Source organism: Methylocella sp., from assembly GCF_041905455.1.
In the GTDB taxonomy this organism is placed as follows: domain Bacteria; phylum Pseudomonadota; class Alphaproteobacteria; order Rhizobiales; family Beijerinckiaceae; genus Methylocapsa.
Map to the genome: position 1 here is coordinate 16,145 of NZ_JAYRLA010000002.1, position 17,950 is coordinate 34,094.

Here is a 17,950-nt window from a genome sequence, read left to right on the forward strand (position 1 = left end):
GCGCTCAGGCGCGCCGCGCGGCGGCCCATCGCGGCGCCTCGTCCGGCTCGGCCGCGAGAGGATAGGCCGCCTCGACGACATAGGGGCCGCCGCCGACCGAATCGCGCGAGGAGAACAGCACGAAGCGGCTCGCCGTGAAATGCTTCGAGAAGATGAAGGCGCGTGAGGCGAGATAGTCGGCGACCGCCATGTTGGACGCCTGCCGCAGCCGCGCCAGCGTCACATGCGGCGTGAACTTGCGCGCTTCGGGCGCGATGCCGACGCGCCGCAGCAGCCGCTCCTGCTGCGCCTGAAGCTCGATAAGCGGCGCCGTCGGCTTGGCCCGGGCGACGATGGCGCGCGGCTTCGCGCCGCCGAAGGAGCCGAGCGATTCGAGCGTCACCTCGAAGGGACGGCGGCGGATCGACCGCAGCGCCGCGTCGACGTCATGGGCGGCGGCGACGTCTATGTCGCCGATGAAGCGCAGGGTGAGATGGTAGTTCTCGACGTCGATCCAGCGCGCGCCATGGACGCCGCCGCGCATCATGGCGAGTTCGCGGGCGACGTCCGCGGGGATCTCGAGGCCGGTGAACAGGCGAGGCATGGGTCCCCCCGTAAGGCTTGAGATGCGCCGAATCGCGACCGCCGGCTGAGGGAAAGTCTACCAGAATTCGCCCGACGCGGGAACGCGCCCCGGCGCCGCCCGCCCGCGGCGGGGCCTTTCCGGAATCAAGGACGCCTCAGCCCGGCGCGGCCGGCGCGCCGATCTCGCGCATCAGGGCGCTCGCCTGCGGCAGCAGGCCGCGCACGATCGTCTCGACCCCGGCGGCGTTCGGATGCAGCCCGTCGGCGAGCGTCAGCGCCGGACGGCCCGAGACGCCTTCGAGGAAGAAAGGGTAGAGCAGCGCGCCATATTGCGCGGCGAGCTCGGGATAGATGGCGTTAAAGCGCGCGCGATAGGCGTCGTCGAGATTGCCGCTCGCCAGCATCCCCGCGAGCAGGACCTTGATGTTTTTCGCGTGCAGCCTGTCGAGGATCTGCGCGAGCGCGGCGCGCGTCGTCGCCGGATCGATCCCGCGCAGCATGTCGTTCGCGCCGAGCTCGACGATCGCGCCCTCGAACGGCTCGCCGAGCGTCCAGTCGAGCCGGGCGAGCCCGCCCGAGGCGGTGTCGCCCGAGACGCCGGCGTTGACGACCCGTACGTTAAAGCCCTCGCGGCGCAGCGCCGCCTCCAGCGCGGCCGGAAAGGCCTGCGCCTCGGGCAGCATGTAGCCCGCCGTCAGGCTGTCGCCGAGCGCGAGCAGGCGGATCTCGCCAGCGCGCGGCGCCTCCTGCGCCTGCGCGCCGAGGGCCGAAGCGAGCGCGGCCGCGCCCGAAATTTGGAGAAAGCGCCTGCGCCCGCCATATACGGCTTCGTCAGCCCGCCGCGCCGCCGCGGCGGGCTTTCGCGCGGCTTCGCGCGTCACGGGAATTTTCAATGGCTGATCCTGCGGTTCGTTTCGCGGACGTTCGTCTGAGCCTTGGCCGCGGCGCGGCGCGCGCGCATGTGCTGAACGGCGTGTCGCTCGAGATCGCGCAGGGCGAGAGCGTCGGCCTCGTCGGCCCGTCCGGCTCGGGCAAATCGACCTTCCTGATGGCGCTGGCCGGCCTCGAGCGCATCGATTCGGGGGAGATTCACGTCGCCGGACGCCGGATCGACCGGCTCGGCGAGGACGCGCTGGCGCGTTTCCGCGGGGCGCATGTCGGCGTCGTTTTCCAGGCTTTCCATCTGATCCCGACGATGACCGCGCTCGAGAACGTCGCCGCGCCGCTCGAGCTCGCCGGGCGCCGCGACGCCTTCGAGCGGGCGGCGCGCGAGCTCGAAGCCGTCGGGCTTCAACATAGGAGCGCGCATTATCCGGCGCAATTGTCGGGCGGCGAGCAGCAGCGCGTCGCCCTGGCGAGGGCGCTGGCGCCGCGTCCAAAACTGCTGCTCGCCGACGAGCCGACCGGAAACCTCGACGGAAAGACGGGCGCGGCGGCGATCGAGCTCATCTTCGCGCTCGGGCGCGAGCGGGGGACGACGCTCGTCCTCGTCACCCACGACCTTGACCTTGCGGCGCGCTGCGGGCGGATCATCCGCTTCGATTCGGGCCGCGTCGTCGAGGAGCGCGTCGCCGCGCCGGCCTGAGGCGCGGCCGTCTTCATTGTCTTTAACGTCCGCGGGAGGGGCAATTTGGAGCCGCACTATCTACAGTCGCTGATCGGCGGCGCGCTGATCGGCCTTTCCGCCGGCGCCTATCTGCTGCTCGACGGGCGGATCGCCGGCGTCAGCGGGGCGCTTTCGGGAGCGCTCGCCGGCGCGCGGGCCGACCGAACGCGCAACTTCGCCTTCCTCGCCGGCCTCCTTTGCGGCCCGCTCCTTTATCTTCTCGCCTTCGGCGGATTTCCGCGCGTGCTGATCGAGGGGTCGACGCCGCTCCTCGCGCTCGCCGGCGTTCTCGTCGGCTTCGGCGCGCGGCTCGGCGCGGGCTGCACCAGCGGCCACGGCGTATGCGGCCTCGCCCGCCTGTCGCCGCGCTCCTTGGCCGCCGTCGGCGCCTTCATGGCGAGCGCGATCGCGACCGTCGCGCTTATGAATCTCGCGGGGATCAAATGACCGTCGCGCCGTCCTCCCTCGCCGCTCCCCGCACTCCCGCGGGCGACGCCGCGCGCGCGCTCGCCGCGCTCGCCTGCGGCGCGCTGTTCGGCTTCGGCCTCGCCCTCTCCGGCATGATGGACCCCGCGCGGGTGCGCGGCTTCCTCGACGTGTTCGGCCGGTTCGATCCGAGCCTCGCCTTCGTGCTCGCCGGCGCCGTCGTCGTCTCCTTCGCCGGCGTGCGCCTCGCGCAACGCCGCGCGCGGCCGCTCCTCGACGAGACGTTCCACCTGCCGTCGCGCGGAAAAATCGACGCGCGGCTGATCGCCGGCGCCGCGCTGTTCGGCGTCGGCTGGGGCATGGGCGGCCTGTGCCCTGGCCCGGCGATCGCCGGCCTCGTCCTCGGCCTGCCGAAGATCTTCGTCTTCTTCGTCGCCATGGTCTGCGGCGTGCTGGCCCACGACCGTTTTTTCGCGCGGCGCGGCTGAAGTGGAGGCGCTGGGCAACCTGTTCGACCTTCAGGGCCTCGACCGGGAGGCCGAGACGTTCGACGCCCTCGTCGCGGCGCAGGGCCTGCGCGTCGAGCGCATCGTCTCGTTCGGTCAGGCGACGCCCGAAGGCGAATGGCTGGAGCAGGCGCGCCCCGAGTGGGTCGCGGTCCTTCAGGGCGCGGCGCTGCTGCGTTTCGCCGGCGAGGAGGCGCCGCGCCGCATGGAGGCCGGCGACCACGTGCTGATCGCGCCCGGCCGGCGCCACCGCGTCGAATGGACGGCGGCGCCGACCGTCTGGCTCGCGGTCCATTTCGGAGCGAGCGCGCCATGAGCCCCGCGCTCCGCCTCCCGCTCGCCCTGCGCTTCGCCCTGCGCAGCCTGCGCGGCGGCCTTTCCGGCTTCGGCGTCTTCCTCGGCTGCCTCGCGCTCGGCGTCGGCGCCATCGTCGCCGTCAATTCGCTGTCCGCCTCGCTCAAGGACGCGCTCGCGCGGGAGGGGGCCGCGATCCTCGGCGGCGACCTCTCGCTCGAACTCGCCCAGCGCGCGCCCAACGCCGCCGAGGAGGCGCTGGTCGCGGCGGCCGCCGGCCCCGGCGCGAAAATCTCGCGGATCGTCCAGATGCGGGCGATGGCGCGCGCGGCCTCGGGCGAGGCGGCGATGGTCGAGATCAAGGCGGTCGACGCCGCCTGGCCGCTCGCCGGCGAGGCCGAGCTCGAGCCGCCGGGCGAGCTCCCCTCTGCGCTCGCGCGCGAGGGCGACGCGTTCGCCGTCGTGGCCGATCCGGCTCTGCCGGTCAGGCTCGGGCTGAAGCCGGGCGAGAGTTTCGCCATCGGCGAGGGGCGCTACAAGATCGCCGCCGCGCTTTCGCGCGAGCCCGACCAGCTCGCCTCCGGCTTCGGCCTCGGCCCCCGCGTCCTGATGAGCCGGGCGGCGCTCGAAGCCTCCGGCCTCCTGCGTCCCGGCGCGCTCGCGCGCTTCCTGACGCGCGTGAAGCTCGCCCCGGGCGCGTCCGACGCCGATCTCGACGCCCTCGCCGCCCAGTTGCGCGAAAAAGCGCCCGACGCCGGCTGGGAGATTCGCACCCGCAGGAACGTTTCCCCGCAGTTCGAGCGCAATCTCGACCGCTTCACGCAGTTCCTGACGCTGATCGGCCTCTCCTCGCTGATCATCGGCGGCGTCGGCGTCGCCAACGCGGTGCGCGCCCATGCGCTGAAGCGGCGCCCGACGCTCGCGACCCTCAAGACGCTCGGCGCCTCGGGCGGCTTCGTGTTCGCCGCGACGCTCGCCGAGGTCATGCTCGTCGCGCTGATCGGCGTCGTCGCCGGCGCCATGCTCGGAGCGGTCCTGCCGGCCCTCGCGCTCGCGCTGTTCGGCGGCCTGCTTCCCTTTCCGCTCGCCCCGGCGCTTCACCCGGCGGCGATCGGGGAGGGGATTCTCTACGGCCTCCTCACGGCGCTCGCCTTCTCGATCGCGCCGCTCGGGCGCGCCCATGACACGCCGGCGCAGGCGATTTTTCGCGACGACGTCGAGCCGGCGCGCGCGCGCCTGCACTTAAAATATCTCCTGTTGACGCTCGGCGCCGGCGCGCTGCTCGTCGGCGCGGCGCTGGCGCTCTCGGCCGACCGCCGGATCACGCTGATCTACCTCGCCGCGACGCTCGCCGTCTTCGCGTTGATGCGGCTCGTCGCCTTCGCGCTGACTCTGGCCGCGCGCCATGCGCCGGCGGCCCGCGCGCCGCTGACGCTGCGCCTGGCGCTCGCCGGCGTCCGTCGTCCCGGCGCGCTCACCGGCTCGATCGTGCTCTCGCTCGGCCTCGGCCTCAGCCTCGCCGTCGCGCTCGCCCTCGTCGACGCCTCGATCAGGGCGGACCTTGGAGAAAGGCGGGCGCAGGAGGCGCCGAGCTTCTTCTTCCTCGACGTGCCGGACGCGCGGGGACAGGAATTCGCCGACGAGCTTCGCGCGCGCGCCCCGGGCGCTTCGGTCGAGCTCGCGCCGATGCTGCGCGGGCGCATCGTCCGCCTCAAGGGCGAGCCGGCCGAGGCGGTCAAGCCCGGCGAGGACGCCGCCTGGGCGCTGCAGGGCGACCGCGGCCTCACTTTCGCGCAGGAAATCCCGCCCGGCTCGACGCTGGTTTCCGGACAATGGTGGCCGCAGGACTACGCCGGGCCGCCGCTCGTCTCCATGGAGGAGCGCGTCGCGCGCGGTCTGCGCCTTGCCGTCGGCGACGAGATCTCGGTCAACGTCCTCGGCCGGACGGTGAGCGCGAGGATCGCCAACCTGCGCAAGGTGGACTGGCGCGGCATGGGCATCAACTTCGTGCTCGTGTTCTCGCCGAACGCCGTCGCCGGCGCGCCCTACAACATGCTGGCGACCCTGACCCTGCCGCGCGGCGAATCGCCCGCGCGCGAGGCCGCCGAGGAGACGGCGCTGCTGCGCGCCCTCGCCGCCGGCTGGCCTTCCGTCGCGAGCGTCAGGGTCAGGGAGGCGCTGGAGACGGCGGCGACGCTCGCCGGCAAGCTCTCGGCCGCGGTGCGCGGAGCCTCGAGCGTCGCCATCGCCGCGGCGATCCTGGTGCTCGCCGGCGCGGTCCTCGCGCAGCAGAGCGCGCGCGTGCGGGAAGGAGCGATCCTCAAGACGCTCGGGGCGACGCGCGCGAGGCTCCTCGCCGCGGCGCTCGTCGAGCACGCGCTGACCGGGACTGCGGCCGCGCTCGCCGGCGCGCTGTGCGGAACGCTCATCGCCTTCGCGGCGACGCGCCTCGCGATGGACGTCGGCTTCGCCTTTTCGCTCGGGCTCACCCTCGCCGCCGCCTTCGGCGCGCTCGCGCTCGCCGCGCTCGTGGGGCTTCTCGGCGCGGCCCGGGCGCTGTCGCGCAAGCCCGCGCCTCTCCTGCGCGAGCTCTGAACAGGGCCGTCCTCCACCCTAAAGGCGCGGAAACCTTAAGGAATGTTCATGCTGGCTGGCCTTGTGCCGGTCTGGCCGCTCGGCCATATTGCAATGGGGCCGCCCCGGCGGCGGAGAGGGAGGCGAAGGCCGCCTTCGAACTTCTCAGAGGAATTTCATGTCCGACTTCGACCGCAACGCAACCGCCCGCTGGGGTCAGGGCGTCACGCGGGCTGGCCGACTCGAGATCGACCAGGGCCTGCGCACGTACATGCTCGGCGTGTACAACAACATGGTGCTCGGCCTCGCCATCACCGGCCTCGTCGCGCTCGGCGTGAACATGCTCGCCGTCGCCGGCGACCCGGCGCAGGCCGTCGCCAAGATGGGCTCGATCCCGCTCACCGCGCTCGGCGCCGCGCTCTACGGCAGCCCGCTGCGCTACGTCGTCATGCTGGCGCCGCTCGCCTTCGTGTTCTTTTTCTCGTTCCGCATCAACTCGATGTCGGCGTCTTCGGCGCGCGCCATGTTCCTCGCCTTCGCGGCGACCATGGGCCTGTCGCTGTCCTCGATCCTGCTGGTCTACACCGGCGCCTCGGTGGCTCGCGCCTTCTTCATTACTGCGGCGGCCTTCGGCGGCCTCAGCCTCTATGGCTACACGACCAAGCGCGACCTGTCGGCGATGGGCTCGTTCCTGGTGATGGGCCTGATCGGCCTCGTGATCGCAAGCCTCGTGAACCTGTTCGTGCAGAGCACGGCGTTCCAGTTCGGCCTCTCGATCCTCTCCGTGCTGATCTTCTCGGGGCTGACCGCCTGGGACACGCAGGCGATCAAGGAGATGTACTACGAGAACGACGGCTACGAGGTCGCGGCCAAGAAGTCGATCAACGGCGCGCTGATGCTCTATCTCGACTTCATCAACATCTTCCAGTCGCTGCTCTTCCTCAGCGGCGACCGCAACAACTAAGCTGCTCCTGCAATCAAGGAAAGCCCCGCTCCGGCGGGGCTTTTCTCATTTATGGGACTTCTCATCCCGAGACCAGCTTGAGGCGCCGGTCGAGCACCGAAAGCACCCGCGCCAGCTCATGGCCGCGCTTGAGGATCAGCCCGCCGGAGGCGACGACGCAATAGACGCCCTGGCGGCGCGCCAGCCGCGGCGTCTTCTCGATGCGATAGAGCGCGCATTCGCAAGCGCGGCGATAGACCGAGAACACCGCCCGGTCGCGCAGAAAGTCGAGCGCATAGTCGCGCCATTCGCCCTCGGCCACCTTGCGGCCGTAGAGGTTCAGGATTTCCCGCAGCTCGAAGCGGTCGAAGGAGACGACGTCCGCAAGGCGCTGGCCCGCCTCGGCGGGCCGCGCCGCGCCCGAAATATCCTCGGCGCCCTCCAGATCTTTCATGGTCGCTCGCCGCTGTCGCAGAACCGCCTCATCATCGCCCGACCCCCGGGCTTCAGCAAGCGCTTTATGACCTTCTCACGACGCGGCGGCGGCGCAAGCGCGGCCCTTGCGCGCAAAGGGGCGAGGCCCGATATCTGCGCCCGAACGGGACCGCGCCGCCAAGGCGGCGAAATCGCGGCGCATGGCCGCAAACGAATTCAGGAGCGGATTTTCACATGAGCGAAGCTGCGGGACGCACTCAGGCCTTTCAGGCGGATGTCGCACGGCTCCTGCACCTCATGGTGCACTCCATTTATTCCGACAAGGACATTTTCCTGCGCGAATTGCTCTCGAACGCGGCCGACGCCTGCGAGAAGCTGCGCTATGAGGCGCTTTCCGATCCAGGCCTCGCCGCGCCGCCGAAGATCGTCATCGCGCTCGACCGCGACGCCGGAACGCTCAGCGTCGAGGACAACGGCGTCGGCATGAGCGCGCAGGAGCTCGCCGAGTCGCTCGGCACCATCGCCCGCTCGGGCACCAGGGCCTTTCTCGACAAGCTCGGCGCGGCGGAGCGCGAGGCGCAGGACGGCGAGGACGCGGAGGCGCAACCCGACGCGCCCGACGACAGCTTCGGCCGCAAGAGCCCGCAGGCCGACCTCATCGGCCAGTTCGGCATCGGCTTCTACTCGGCCTTCATGGTCGCGAACCGCGTCGACGTCTATTCGCGCCGCGCCGGGAGCGAGGAGGCCAATCTGTGGAGCTCGGACGGCAAGGGCGAGTTCACCGTCTCGCCCGTCCCGCTCGAGGAGGCGCCCGAGCACGGAACGCGCGTCGTTTTGCATCTCACCGAGGCGGCGAAGGCCGATCTCGACGAGGCCCGCGTCGAGCGCATCGTCCGCGAACATTCGAGCGCGCTGGCTGCGCCCGTCGAGATAATCGCGCAGAAGGGCGGCGAGCCGCGCCGGCTGAGCGACGGACAGGCGCTGTGGACGCGGCCCAAAAGCGCCATCACGCCCGAGGAATACGCCGATTTCTACCGCACCCTTTCGGGCCGCTTCGACGAGCCGGCGCTGACCATCCACTGGCGGGCGGAGGGCCGCCACGAGTACACCGTGCTCGCCTTCGTGCCGTCCTCGCGCCCGTTCGACCTGTTCAGCGGCGAGCCGACCGGACGCGGCAAGCTCTACGTGCGCCATGTGCTCATCACCGACGACGCGGAGATTCTGCCGCGCTGGCTGCGCTTCGTGAAGATCGTCGTCGATTCGGCCGACATCCCGCTCAACGTCTCGCGCGAGATGATCCAGGAGAGCCCCGTCTTCGCGGCGATCAGGAAGGCGGTCGCCGGGCGCATCCTGCAGGAGCTGGGCAAGTTCGCCGAGCACGAGCCCGAAAAATTCGCCGAGGTCTGGAAGAACTTCGGCGCCGTGCTTAAGGAGGGCCTCTACGAGGCGCCCGAGAAGCGTGACGCCCTGTTCGCGATCGCGCGCTTCGCCACTTCGACGCATCAGGACGGCGGGCGCACGCTGAAGGACTACGTCGCCGGCCTGCGCGAGAACCAGACGGCGATCTATTACCTGCTCGGCGACGACGTGAAGCGCCTCGCCGCCAGCCCACAGATCGAAGGCTTCTCCGCGCGCGGCGTCGAGGTCCTGCTGCTGCCGGACCCCGTCGACGCCTTCTGGGTGCAGACGGCGGCGGGCTTCGAGGGCAAGCCGTTCAAGTCCGTGAGCCAGGGCGCGGCGGACATCGCCGCGATCCCGCTCCTCGAGCCGAAGGAGGAGACGGAAGAGGCGGCGCGCCCGGCCGACCTCGCCGTCCTGTTCGCGCTGATGAAGCAGACGCTCGAAGACGCGGTCGAGGACGTGCGCGCCTCCGACCGGCTCGCGCAGAGCCCCGTCTGCCTGATCGCCCCGGAGTCGGGCCTCGACCGGCGCCTCGAGCGTCTGCTCGCCGAGCACGGCCAGCTCGGCGCGGCGGGCAAGCCGATCCTCGAGGTCAATCCGAAGCATCCGCTGATCGAGGCGCTGGCGAAGCTCGTCGCGCAGCCCGACAAGACGCGGCTCGAGGACGTCGTATGGCTCCTCTATGACGAGGCGCGGCTGATGGAGGGCGAGAAGCCGCAGAGCGCGCCGGATTTCGCGAGCCGCCTGACGCGGGTGCTGATCGACGCCGTGCGGACCGGCGCCTGAGAGGACGCGTGGACGCAGGGGAGGAGGCCTTCGGGCCGGAGCGGACGCTCGAGGCGGCGCGGCGCGCGCTCTCGCGCGCGTTGCGCGAGGCCGGCCTCGCCTCGCCCGACCTCGACGCGCGGCTGCTCGTCTGCGCCGCGCTCGGCCTCGACCACGCCGCCCTGCTGCGCGCGCCGGACGCGCCGCTCGGCGAGGCGGGCGCGCGCAGGCTCGCAGGCTTCGCGCGGCGGCGGCTCGCGCGCGAGCCGGTGGCGCGCATCCTCGGCGCGCGCGAATTCTGGGGCGCGCGTTTTTCGCTCGGCGCTGAAACGCTCGACCCGCGTCCCGACACCGAGACGCTGGTCGAGGCGGCGCTGGACGGCGCGCCGCGCGGACGGACGCTGAACATCCTCGACCTCGGCGTCGGCTCGGGGGCGATCCTCGGCGCGCTGCTCCTCGAGCTGCCGCTCGCCTTCGGCGTCGGCGTCGACCGCGCGGCGCAGGCCTGCGCGCAGGCGAGGGCCAATCTCGCCGCGCTCGGGCTCGGGACGCGGGCCGCGTTCGTCTGCGCCGACTGGACGGCGCCGTTGTGCGGCCGCTTCGACCTCATCGTCTCCAATCCGCCCTATGTCGCGCATGGCGACATCGCGCGGCTGGAGCCTGAAGTGCGGCTGCACGATCCGCTCCTCGCGCTCGACGGCGGCGCGGACGGGCTCGACGCCTACCGGGCGATCGCGCCGGGGGCGCTGCGCCTGCTTGCGCCGGGCGGGCTGCTCGCGTTCGAGGTCGGCGCGGGGCAGGCGGAGGCGGTCGGCGCGCTGCTGCGCGAGGCCGGCTTCGGGGATTTCGACTCGCGCCGCGACCTCAACGGGGTGGATCGCGTCGTCAGCGCCCGTCGCCCGGCTTGAGCAGGGCCTTCGGCGCCGCGGCGGGGGCCTTGGGACGAGGTCGCCTTAAAACGACGCAAGCCGAGGAAAAGCGCTTGGCGTTCCTGACGAAAGCGGATAATTTCCGCCTACGAGGACTGCCTGTTCGCTTTCGCAGGCCGCGGTTCGCGTCGAGGCTCATCGTCAACCTTGCGTCGTTCCCCTTGAGGCGGCGCCGGTCGTTTAAGACGAAAGGCCTTCGCTGACGCGCGGCGCGCAGGCCCGGCGCTCGCCCATGTCGGCGGCGCCGGGGCGCAAGGCGAAGTTCTGGCGACTTTTCCTGAACTCCTGATCCTGCAGCTTTGGGATCATGGATGGACGGCGCGTGCGCGTCCGCGCCCGTCCTCACCGGCTGGAGAGCCTGCAAGACAGCGTAGCGCCACCGCTCTTTGGCTTATTCGACTGGGCCGCAGCGATCTGCTCCCATATGGCCGGATTCGAGGCCGGGGGCGCCGCGCCGGCGCCTGCTAAGGAATATCGATGAGACCTGGACAGAACAACAAACGCATGCGCGGCCGGCCGAACAACAATCGCAAGGGCCCCAATCCTCTGACGCGCTCCTATGAATCGAACGGCCCGGACGTGAAGATTCGCGGCACGGCGCATCATATCGGCGAGAAATACCTGCAGCTCGCGCGCGACGCCCAGTCGTCCGGTGACCCGGTCACGGCCGAAAGCTATCTTCAGCACGCCGAGCATTATTTCCGCATCATCGCGCAGGCGCAGGCGCAGATGCAGGGCGGCTTCTCCCGCCAGAGCGGCGAGCCGGCGGTCGAAGAGTACGACGCCGACGACGACTTCGCCGCCATTCCCGACCGTTTCGCCTCGCCGCTGGAGCGCGTCCAGGCCGCCCAGCCGAATTTCGCGCCGCCCGGCGCGGGGCCGCAGCCCTCGACGGAGCGGGCCTATTTCCCCGGCCAGCAGGATCGGCAGCAGCAGGGCCAGCGTTCCTATCAGGATCGGCAGGGTCAGGATCGTCCGCAGGGACAGGATCGGCAGGATCGTTCCGGCGAGCAGCGCGGCTACCCCGACCGCGCCAACGGCCAGGACCGGACGCAGGAGCGCGCGCAGGAGCGTTTCGGCCAGGAGGGCCGCTCCGAGCCCGCGCGCCAGCTCGAGCCGCGCGCCGACCGCGGTCCGCGCGAGGCCGACGCGCGGCGGCAGAGCCGCAGCCGCGACTTTCGCTCCGACCTGCCGCGCGACGACGCCGGGGCGGCGCCCGGCCTGCCGGCCTTCATCACCGCTCCGGCGCCGCGTCCGTCCGAGGCGCCGGCCGAGAGCTTCGAACCCTCCGGCGCGACGCTCGACGCCTTCGCGCCGCAGTCCGAGGAGCGGGCCGAGGCGGACCGCGAGCCGGCCGGCTTCCATCTGCGCCCGCGCCGGCGGCGCCGCACCAAGGCCGAGATGGGCGCAGGCGAGGCGAGCGAGGGCGTCGAGGCGCGCGGCGGCGAGCGCGATCCCGTCGGCGACTGAACCGCGGGCCGGGGCTGGCGGGGCGAGGCGCTCCGCCTCCTCTTTGTGAAGCCAAGCCTCTTGCGCCGCGACGCGCGCTGTCGTTCCCTGCCGGCGTCATGCGGAACGCAAGATCGGTCGAATCATGAAAACAATGACGCTTTTCGCCGCCGGCGCCTTCGCGCTTTGTCTCGGCTCCGTCGGGGCGAGCGCCATGCCGCTCGCGCCTGCGCCGTCCTCCGATCCCGGGCTGGAGTTCGTCCGCGCAGGTTGCGGGCCGGGCTGGACGCGCGACCCCTGGGGCCGTTGCGTGCCGATCCGCCGCGCCGCGCCGCCGCCGCGCTGCTGGTGGGAATGGACCCCCTGGGGCCGCCGGCGCGTCTGCCGCTGGTGAGGCGCGCCTGACGGCGGGGCTTCGGTCCCGCCGCCCAAAAAGATGCCTAATTTTTAGGCGGCCGATCTTTCGGCGGAGCCGGGACGCGCCTACATAAGGTCCATTCGCTGCGGCCAAGGCCGCCAGGCCAGATGGCCGCGAGGTCCGCGCCGCATTGGCTCGCAGGGCTTCGCCGGCGGGGGAGACCGATAGATGAATTTCGAGAAATACACCGAACGCGCGCGCGGCTTCGTCCAGAGCGCCCAGTCGCTCGCCATGCGCGAGGGCAACCAGCAGTTCACGCCCGAGCATCTTCTTAAAGTCCTGCTCGACGACGATCAGGGCCTCGCCGCCGGCCTCATCGACCGCGCCGGCGGACGCTCGCGCGACGCGCTGACCGCGACCGAGCTCGCGCTCTCCAAGCTGCCGAAGGTCGAGGGCGCGGGCGCGGGCCAGGTCTATGTCACGCCGACACTGGCGCGCCTGTTCGACAACGCCGAGAAGATCGCCGAGAAGGCGGGCGACTCCTACGTCACCGTGGAGCGGCTGCTGCTCGCCCTCGCCATGGAGAAGAACTCCGAGGCGGCGAAGATTCTCGAGCGCGCCGGCGCCACGCCGCAGGGCCTCAACAAGGCGATCGAGGAGCTGCGCAAGGGGCGCACCGCCGACAACCCGACCGCCGAGAACGCCTATGACGCGCTGAAGAAGTATACGCGCGACCTCACCGAGGCGGCGCGCGCCGGCAAGCTCGATCCCGTGATCGGCCGCGACGAGGAGATCCGCCGCACCATCCAGGTGCTGTCGCGCCGCACCAAGAACAATCCGGTGCTGATCGGCGAGCCGGGCGTCGGCAAGACGGCGATCGTCGAGGGCCTTGCGCTGCGCATCGTCAACGGCGACGTGCCCGAAAGCCTGCGCGACAAGAAGCTGCTCGCCCTCGACATGGGCGCCCTCATCGCCGGCGCGAAATATCGCGGCGAGTTCGAGGAGCGCCTCAAGGCCATCCTGACCGAAGTCTCTTCGGCGGAGGGCGGGATCATCCTGTTCATCGACGAGATGCACACCCTCGTCGGCGCCGGCAAGGCCGACGGCGCGATGGACGCCTCGAATCTTCTGAAGCCCGCGCTCGCCCGCGGCGAGCTGCATTGCGTCGGCGCGACCACGCTCGACGAATACCGCAAGCACGTCGAGAAGGACGCCGCGCTCGCCCGCCGCTTCCAGCCGGTGTTCGTCTCCGAGCCGACGGTGGCCGACGCCATCTCGATCCTGCGCGGCCTCAAGGAGAAATACGAGCTGCACCACGGCGTGCGCATCACCGACGCCGCGATCGTCGCGGCGGCGACGCTGTCGAACCGCTACATCGCCGACCGTTTCCTGCCCGACAAGGCGATCGACCTCATCGACGAGGCGAGCGCGCGCCTGCGCATGGCGATCGATTCGAAGCCCGAGGAGCTCGACGAGCTCGACCGCCGCATCGTCCAGCTCAAGATCGAGCAGGAGGCGCTGAAGAAGGAGTCGGATTCGGCTTCGAAGGATCGGCTCGCCAAGCTCGAGGCCGAGCTCGCCGATCTTGAAGAGAAATCCGCCGCGCTCACCGCGCGCTGGCGCGCCGAGAAGGACAAGCTCGGCTCTGAGCAGAAGTTCAAGGAGCAGCTCGAGGCCGCGCGCACCGAGTTGGCGCAGGCCCAGCGCAAGGGCGAATATCAGCGCGCCGGGGAGCTCGCTTATGGCGTCATCCCGGGCCTCGAGAAGCAGCTCGCCGAGATCGAATCGAAGCGCGCCGGCGTCCTTGTCGACGAGGCCGTGACGCCGGAGGACATCGCCCAGGTCGTCTCGCGCTGGACCGGCATCCCGGTCGACAAGATGCTCGAGGGCGAGCGCGAGAAGCTTCTCCAGATGGAGGAGGAGCTGATCCGCCGCGTCGTCGGCCAGAAGGAGGCGGTCGCCGCCGTCTCGACGGCGGTGCGCCGCGCGCGCGCCGGCCTGCAGGACCCGAACCGGCCGATCGGCTCGTTCATGTTCCTCGGGCCGACCGGCGTCGGCAAGACGGAGCTGACGAAGGCGCTCGCCGCCTTCCTGTTCGACGACGAGAACGCGCTGCTGCGCATCGACATGTCGGAATACATGGAGAAGCACTCGGTCGCCCGGCTGATCGGCGCGCCGCCCGGCTATGTCGGCTATGACGAGGGCGGGGCGCTGACCGAGGCCGTGCGCCGGCGGCCCTATCAGGTCGTGCTGTTCGACGAGATCGAGAAGGCGCACCCTGACGTCTTCAACATCCTGCTGCAGGTGCTCGACGACGGACGGCTGACCGACGGGCAGGGGCGCACGGTCGATTTCCGCAACGTGCTGATCATCATGACCTCGAACCTCGGCGCCGAATATCTGGTGCTGCAGAAGGAGGGCGAGGATTCGAGCGCCGTGCAGTCGGAGGTGATGCAGGTGGTCAGGGCGCATTTCCGCCCCGAGTTCCTGAACCGCATCGACGAGATCATCCTGTTCCACCGGCTGCGCCGACAGGACATGGGCGCGATCGTCGACATCCAGCTGAAGCGCATCGACCGGCTGCTCGAGGACCGCAAGATCACGCTGGAGCTCAGCCCGCAGGCGCGCGACTGGCTCGCCGAGAAGGGCTACGATCCAGCCTATGGCGCGCGGCCGCTGAAGCGGGTGATCCAGAAGAATCTTCAGGACCCGCTCGCCGAGGCGATCCTGTCGGGCAAGATCCGCGACGGCGAGCATGTGCGCATCGGCGTCGACGACAAGGGGCTGACGATCGGCGGGGCGGGCGCGAAAGCTGCGGCTTGAGAGCCGCCCGCGTCAGCTCCGCGGGCCGCGTGAAAAGCTGAGACCATTCTCGCGGGGCGGGCGCTTCGAAAGCGTCCGCCCCGCGGCTTTTTCGAGCCGTCGGACGAAGCTTTCCACAGGTTGCGGCCGGGGGCTCGAAATCGACGAAAAGACAAATAAAACATGGCCTTCATGGCCATTTCGGCTATAGTGCGGACGGGCTTTGCGCCCTCCGGCCTCCGCACGCCGCGCCGCCCTTCGTCGCGGCGTCTCCGGGCGCCGGGCGCAGCCCTCTAACCCTCTGTTTACGACGCCCTTTCCGGTTCGAAGGCGCCTTCCTTCCCTCCGCCGGCCGCGCGGCGTCGCTCTGGAAAGTCCGAAAGCTTCATGGCCGAACCCGCAGCCGCCTCGCCCGCCTTCGATCCCGCCGAGGCCGCCTCCGCCTATGGCGCCGAATCCATCAAGGTGCTGCGCGGCCTCGACGCCGTGCGCAAGCGCCCGGGCATGTACATCGGCGACACCGACGACGGCTCCGGCCTCCATCACATGGTCTATGAGGTCGTCGACAACGCCATCGACGAGGCGCTCGCCGGCCACGCCACGAAGGTCGCGGTGACGCTCAACGCCGACGGCTCCGTGACCGTGACCGACGACGGGCGCGGCGTGCCGACCGACATCCACCCCGAGGAGGGCGTGTCGGCGGCCGAGGTCATCATGACCCAGCTGCACGCCGGCGGAAAATTCGACCAGAACTCCTACAAGGTCTCGGGCGGCCTGCACGGCGTCGGCGTCTCCGTCGTCAACGCGCTCTCGAGCTGGCTCAGGATGCGCATCTGGCGCGACGGCCGCGAGCATTCCATCGAATTCGCCAATGGCGACGCCGTCGACCGCCTCGCCATCGTCGGCCCCGCGCCGGTCGAGGACGGCAAGCCGAAGCGCGGCACGGAAGTCACCTTCCTCGCCTCGCCGCAGACCTTCTCCAGGACCGAATATGAATTCGCGATCATCGAGCGGCGCCTGCGCGAGCTCGCCTTCCTCAATTCCGGCGTGCGCGTCGAGCTGACCGACGCGCGCGGGCCCGAGCCGAAATCCGAGGTGCTGCATTACGACGGCGGCCTCGAAGCCTTCGTGCGCTACCTCGACCGCGCCAAGACGCCGCTCATCGGCAAGCCGCTGGTGGCGCGGGGCGAGCGCGAGGCCGTCGCCGTCGAGGTCGCGCTGTGGTGGAACGACTCCTACCACGAGAACGTGCTGGCCTTCACCAACAACATCCCGCAGCGCGACGGCGGCACGCATCTCGCCGGCTTCCGCGCCGCGCTGACCCGCCAGGTCACGAGCTACGCCGAGCGCTCGGGCTTGCTCAAGCGCGAGAAGGTCGACCTATCCGGCGACGACTGCCGCGAGGGGCTGACCTGCGTCCTCTCGGTCAAGGCGCCGGACCCGAAGTTCTCCTCGCAGACGAAGGAGAAGCTGGTCTCCTCCGAAGTGCGTCCGGCGGTCGAGGGCGTCGTCAACGAAGCGCTCGCAATCTGGTTCGAGGAGCATCCGCAGGAGGCGAAGTCGATCGTCGGCAAGGTGGTCGAGGCGGCGCAGGCGCGCGAGGCGGCGCGCAAGGCGCGCGACCTCACCCGTCGCAAGGGGCCGCTCGACATCGCGAGCCTGCCCGGCAAGCTCGCCGACTGCCAGGAGCGCGATCCGGCCAAGTCCGAGCTGTTCATCGTCGAGGGCGATTCGGCCGGCGGCTCGGCCAAGCAAGGCCGCAACCGCGAATATCAGGCCGTTCTTCCCTTGCGCGGAAAAATCCTCAACGTCGAGCGCGCCCGCTTCGACAAGATGCTGTCCAGCCAGGAGATCGGCACGCTGATCACGGCGCTCGGGGCCGGCGTCGGCCGCGACGAGAACTCGCCCGACCGCTTCAACCCGGACAAGCTGCGCTACCACAAGATCATCATCATGACCGACGCCGACGTCGACGGCTCGCATATCCGCACGCTGCTGCTCACCTTCTTCTTCCGGCAGATGCGCGAGCTCATCGAGCGCGGGCACCTCTTCATCGCCCAGCCGCCGCTGTACAAGGTCAAGCGCGGCGGCTCCGAGCAATATCTGAAGGACGAGCGCGCGCGGGAGGACTATCTCATCGGCGCGGGGCTCGAGGGCGCGACGCTGCGCCTCGCCGGCGGCGAGGAGCGCTCCGGCGCCGATCTGCGCGCGCTCGTCGAGGAGGCGCGGGTCATGCGCCAGCTCATCTCCTCGCTGCATTCGCGCTACGACCGGACCGTCGTCGAGCAGGCGGCGATCGCCGGGGCGTTGCGCGCGGCCGAGGCTGGGGACGGGGAGGCTCAGCGAATCGCCGCCGACGTCGCCCGCCGCCTCGACGCGCTCGCCGACGACATGGAGCGCGGCTGGACTGGCGAGGTCCATTCCGGCGGCTATCGCTTCTCCCGCGTGCTGCGCGGCGTGCGGCAGGTGGCGACGCTTGACGCCGGGCTCATCGCCTCGAGCGAGGCGCGCCGCCTCGACGAGCGCGCCGCCCATCTGCGCGAGATCTTCGCCGGTCCGGCGAAATTCCTGCGCCGCTCGGACGAGACGCTGGTTGCGGGCCCGCTCGCCCTGCTCGAGGCGGCGATGGCGGCCGGTCTCAAGGGCGTCACCCAGTTCCAGCGCTACAAAGGCCTTGGCGAGATGAACCCCGACCAGCTGTGGGAGACGACGCTCGACCGCGAGGCGCGCTCGCTGCTGCAGGTCAGGATCAGGGAGGGCGACGACGCCGACGACCTGTTCGTCAAGCTGATGGGCGACGTCGTCGAGCCGCGACGCGAGTTCATCCAGGAGAACGCGCTCAGCGTGTCGAACCTCGACGTGTGAAGGCCCCTCGACGGACAGGACGCAGGCGCCCAT

General features: G+C 70.8%; 15 protein-coding genes. 12 read left to right on the forward strand and 3 right to left on the reverse strand.

Annotated features, from left to right (window positions below; all coding sequences use genetic code 11):
* Window positions 1-4 precede the first annotated feature (4 nt).
* Entirely contained in the window at window positions 5-583 is a 579-nt protein-coding gene (gene thpR, locus ACE3OG_RS02265; RefSeq protein ID WP_374305689.1) for an RNA 2',3'-cyclic phosphodiesterase, read from the reverse strand.
* Window positions 584-719: 136 nt separating this feature from the next.
* Complete coding sequence (locus tag ACE3OG_RS02270) at window positions 720-1,457, reverse strand: arylesterase (RefSeq protein WP_374305691.1); 738 nt, start codon at window positions 1,455-1,457, stop codon at window positions 720-722.
* Here ACE3OG_RS02270 and ACE3OG_RS02275 point away from each other — a divergent pair.
* The 6 genes from ACE3OG_RS02275 (at window position 1,457) to ACE3OG_RS02300 (ending at window position 6,934) form a co-directional block, all read left to right on the forward strand.
* Complete coding sequence (locus tag ACE3OG_RS02275; RefSeq protein WP_374305693.1) at window positions 1,457-2,149, forward strand: ABC transporter ATP-binding protein; 693 nt, start codon at window positions 1,457-1,459, stop codon at window positions 2,147-2,149. The genes ACE3OG_RS02270 and ACE3OG_RS02275 overlap by 1 nt on opposite strands.
* A gap of 45 nt (window positions 2,150-2,194) precedes the next feature.
* A complete protein-coding gene (locus tag ACE3OG_RS02280) occupies window positions 2,195-2,617 on the forward strand; it encodes a YeeE/YedE family protein (RefSeq protein ID WP_374305695.1) in 423 nt (140 codons plus the stop codon).
* Entirely contained in the window at window positions 2,614-3,084 is a 471-nt protein-coding gene (locus tag ACE3OG_RS02285) for a DUF6691 family protein (RefSeq protein ID WP_374305697.1), read from the forward strand. The genes ACE3OG_RS02280 and ACE3OG_RS02285 overlap by 4 nt, the downstream gene beginning before the upstream one ends.
* Before the next feature lies 1 nt (window position 3,085).
* Window positions 3,086-3,418 carry a cupin domain-containing protein gene (locus ACE3OG_RS02290; protein WP_374305700.1) on the forward strand — a complete coding sequence of 111 codons (333 nt, stop codon included), beginning with the start codon at window positions 3,086-3,088 and terminating at the stop codon, window positions 3,416-3,418.
* A complete protein-coding gene (locus ACE3OG_RS02295) occupies window positions 3,415-5,991 on the forward strand; it encodes an ABC transporter permease (protein WP_374305703.1) in 2,577 nt (858 codons plus the stop codon). Before ACE3OG_RS02290 ends, ACE3OG_RS02295 begins: the two co-directional genes overlap by 4 nt.
* A 157-nt stretch (window positions 5,992-6,148) precedes the next feature.
* Entirely contained in the window at window positions 6,149-6,934 is a 786-nt protein-coding gene (locus ACE3OG_RS02300) for a Bax inhibitor-1/YccA family protein (RefSeq protein ID WP_374305705.1), read from the forward strand.
* Between the two features lie 61 nt (window positions 6,935-6,995).
* On the opposite strand, the gene ACE3OG_RS02305 is transcribed toward ACE3OG_RS02300, so the two are convergent.
* The gene (locus ACE3OG_RS02305; RefSeq protein ID WP_374305707.1) at window positions 6,996-7,367 is read right to left on the reverse strand and encodes a DUF2794 domain-containing protein; all 372 of its coding nucleotides are present in this window, start codon (window positions 7,365-7,367) and stop codon (window positions 6,996-6,998) included.
* Window positions 7,368-7,582: 215 nt separating this feature from the next.
* On the opposite strand from ACE3OG_RS02305, the gene htpG reads away from it, so the two are divergent.
* The 6 genes from htpG to gyrB all read left to right on the forward strand — a co-directional run bounded on the left by htpG (window position 7,583) and on the right by gyrB (window position 17,917).
* On the forward strand, window positions 7,583-9,535 hold the full coding sequence (gene htpG / locus ACE3OG_RS02310; protein WP_374305709.1) for a molecular chaperone HtpG: 1,953 nt from the start codon (window positions 7,583-7,585) through the stop codon (window positions 9,533-9,535).
* An 8-nt stretch (window positions 9,536-9,543) separates the two neighbouring features.
* Entirely contained in the window at window positions 9,544-10,422 is an 879-nt protein-coding gene (gene prmC / locus ACE3OG_RS02315) for a peptide chain release factor N(5)-glutamine methyltransferase (protein WP_374305711.1), read from the forward strand.
* Window positions 10,423-10,920: 498 nt separating this feature from the next.
* The gene (locus ACE3OG_RS02320; RefSeq protein ID WP_374305713.1) at window positions 10,921-11,913 is read left to right on the forward strand and encodes a DUF4167 domain-containing protein; all 993 of its coding nucleotides are present in this window, start codon (window positions 10,921-10,923) and stop codon (window positions 11,911-11,913) included.
* 133 nt (window positions 11,914-12,046) lie between these two features.
* Window positions 12,047-12,286, forward strand: a complete 240-nt coding sequence (locus tag ACE3OG_RS02325) for a GCG_CRPN prefix-to-repeats domain-containing protein (protein ID WP_374305716.1) — start codon at window positions 12,047-12,049, stop codon at window positions 12,284-12,286.
* 192 nt (window positions 12,287-12,478) lie between these two features.
* Window positions 12,479-15,073: an ATP-dependent chaperone ClpB gene (gene clpB, locus ACE3OG_RS02330; RefSeq protein ID WP_374305719.1), complete on the forward strand. Its 2,595-nt coding sequence runs from the start codon at window positions 12,479-12,481 to the stop codon at window positions 15,071-15,073.
* 366 nt (window positions 15,074-15,439) lie between these two features.
* A complete protein-coding gene (gyrB, locus tag ACE3OG_RS02335; protein ID WP_374305721.1) occupies window positions 15,440-17,917 on the forward strand; it encodes a DNA topoisomerase (ATP-hydrolyzing) subunit B in 2,478 nt (825 codons plus the stop codon).
* Window positions 17,918-17,950 lie beyond the last annotated feature (33 nt).

Bases quoted from the DNA above. Each gene is read 5' to 3' on its own strand.
- htpG (WP_374305709.1), top strand. From the start codon at position 7,583: ATGAGCGAAGCTGCGGGACGCACTCAGGCCTTTCAGGCGGATGTCGCA.
- gyrB (WP_374305721.1), top strand. From the start codon at position 15,440: ATGGCCGAACCCGCAGCCGCCTCGCCCGCCTTCGATCCCGCCGAGGCC.
- clpB (WP_374305719.1), top strand. From the start codon at position 12,479: ATGAATTTCGAGAAATACACCGAACGCGCGCGCGGCTTCGTCCAGAGC.
- ACE3OG_RS02305 (WP_374305707.1), bottom strand. From the start codon at position 7,367: ATGAAAGATCTGGAGGGCGCCGAGGATATTTCGGGCGCGGCGCGGCCC.
- ACE3OG_RS02320 (WP_374305713.1), top strand. From the start codon at position 10,921: ATGAGACCTGGACAGAACAACAAACGCATGCGCGGCCGGCCGAACAAC.
- ACE3OG_RS02325 (WP_374305716.1), top strand. From the start codon at position 12,047: ATGACGCTTTTCGCCGCCGGCGCCTTCGCGCTTTGTCTCGGCTCCGTC.
- ACE3OG_RS02285 (WP_374305697.1), top strand. From the start codon at position 2,614: ATGACCGTCGCGCCGTCCTCCCTCGCCGCTCCCCGCACTCCCGCGGGC.
- ACE3OG_RS02300 (WP_374305705.1), top strand. From the start codon at position 6,149: ATGTCCGACTTCGACCGCAACGCAACCGCCCGCTGGGGTCAGGGCGTC.
- ACE3OG_RS02295 (WP_374305703.1), top strand. From the start codon at position 3,415: ATGAGCCCCGCGCTCCGCCTCCCGCTCGCCCTGCGCTTCGCCCTGCGC.
- ACE3OG_RS02275 (WP_374305693.1), top strand. From the start codon at position 1,457: ATGGCTGATCCTGCGGTTCGTTTCGCGGACGTTCGTCTGAGCCTTGGC.
- thpR (WP_374305689.1), bottom strand. From the start codon at position 583: ATGCCTCGCCTGTTCACCGGCCTCGAGATCCCCGCGGACGTCGCCCGC.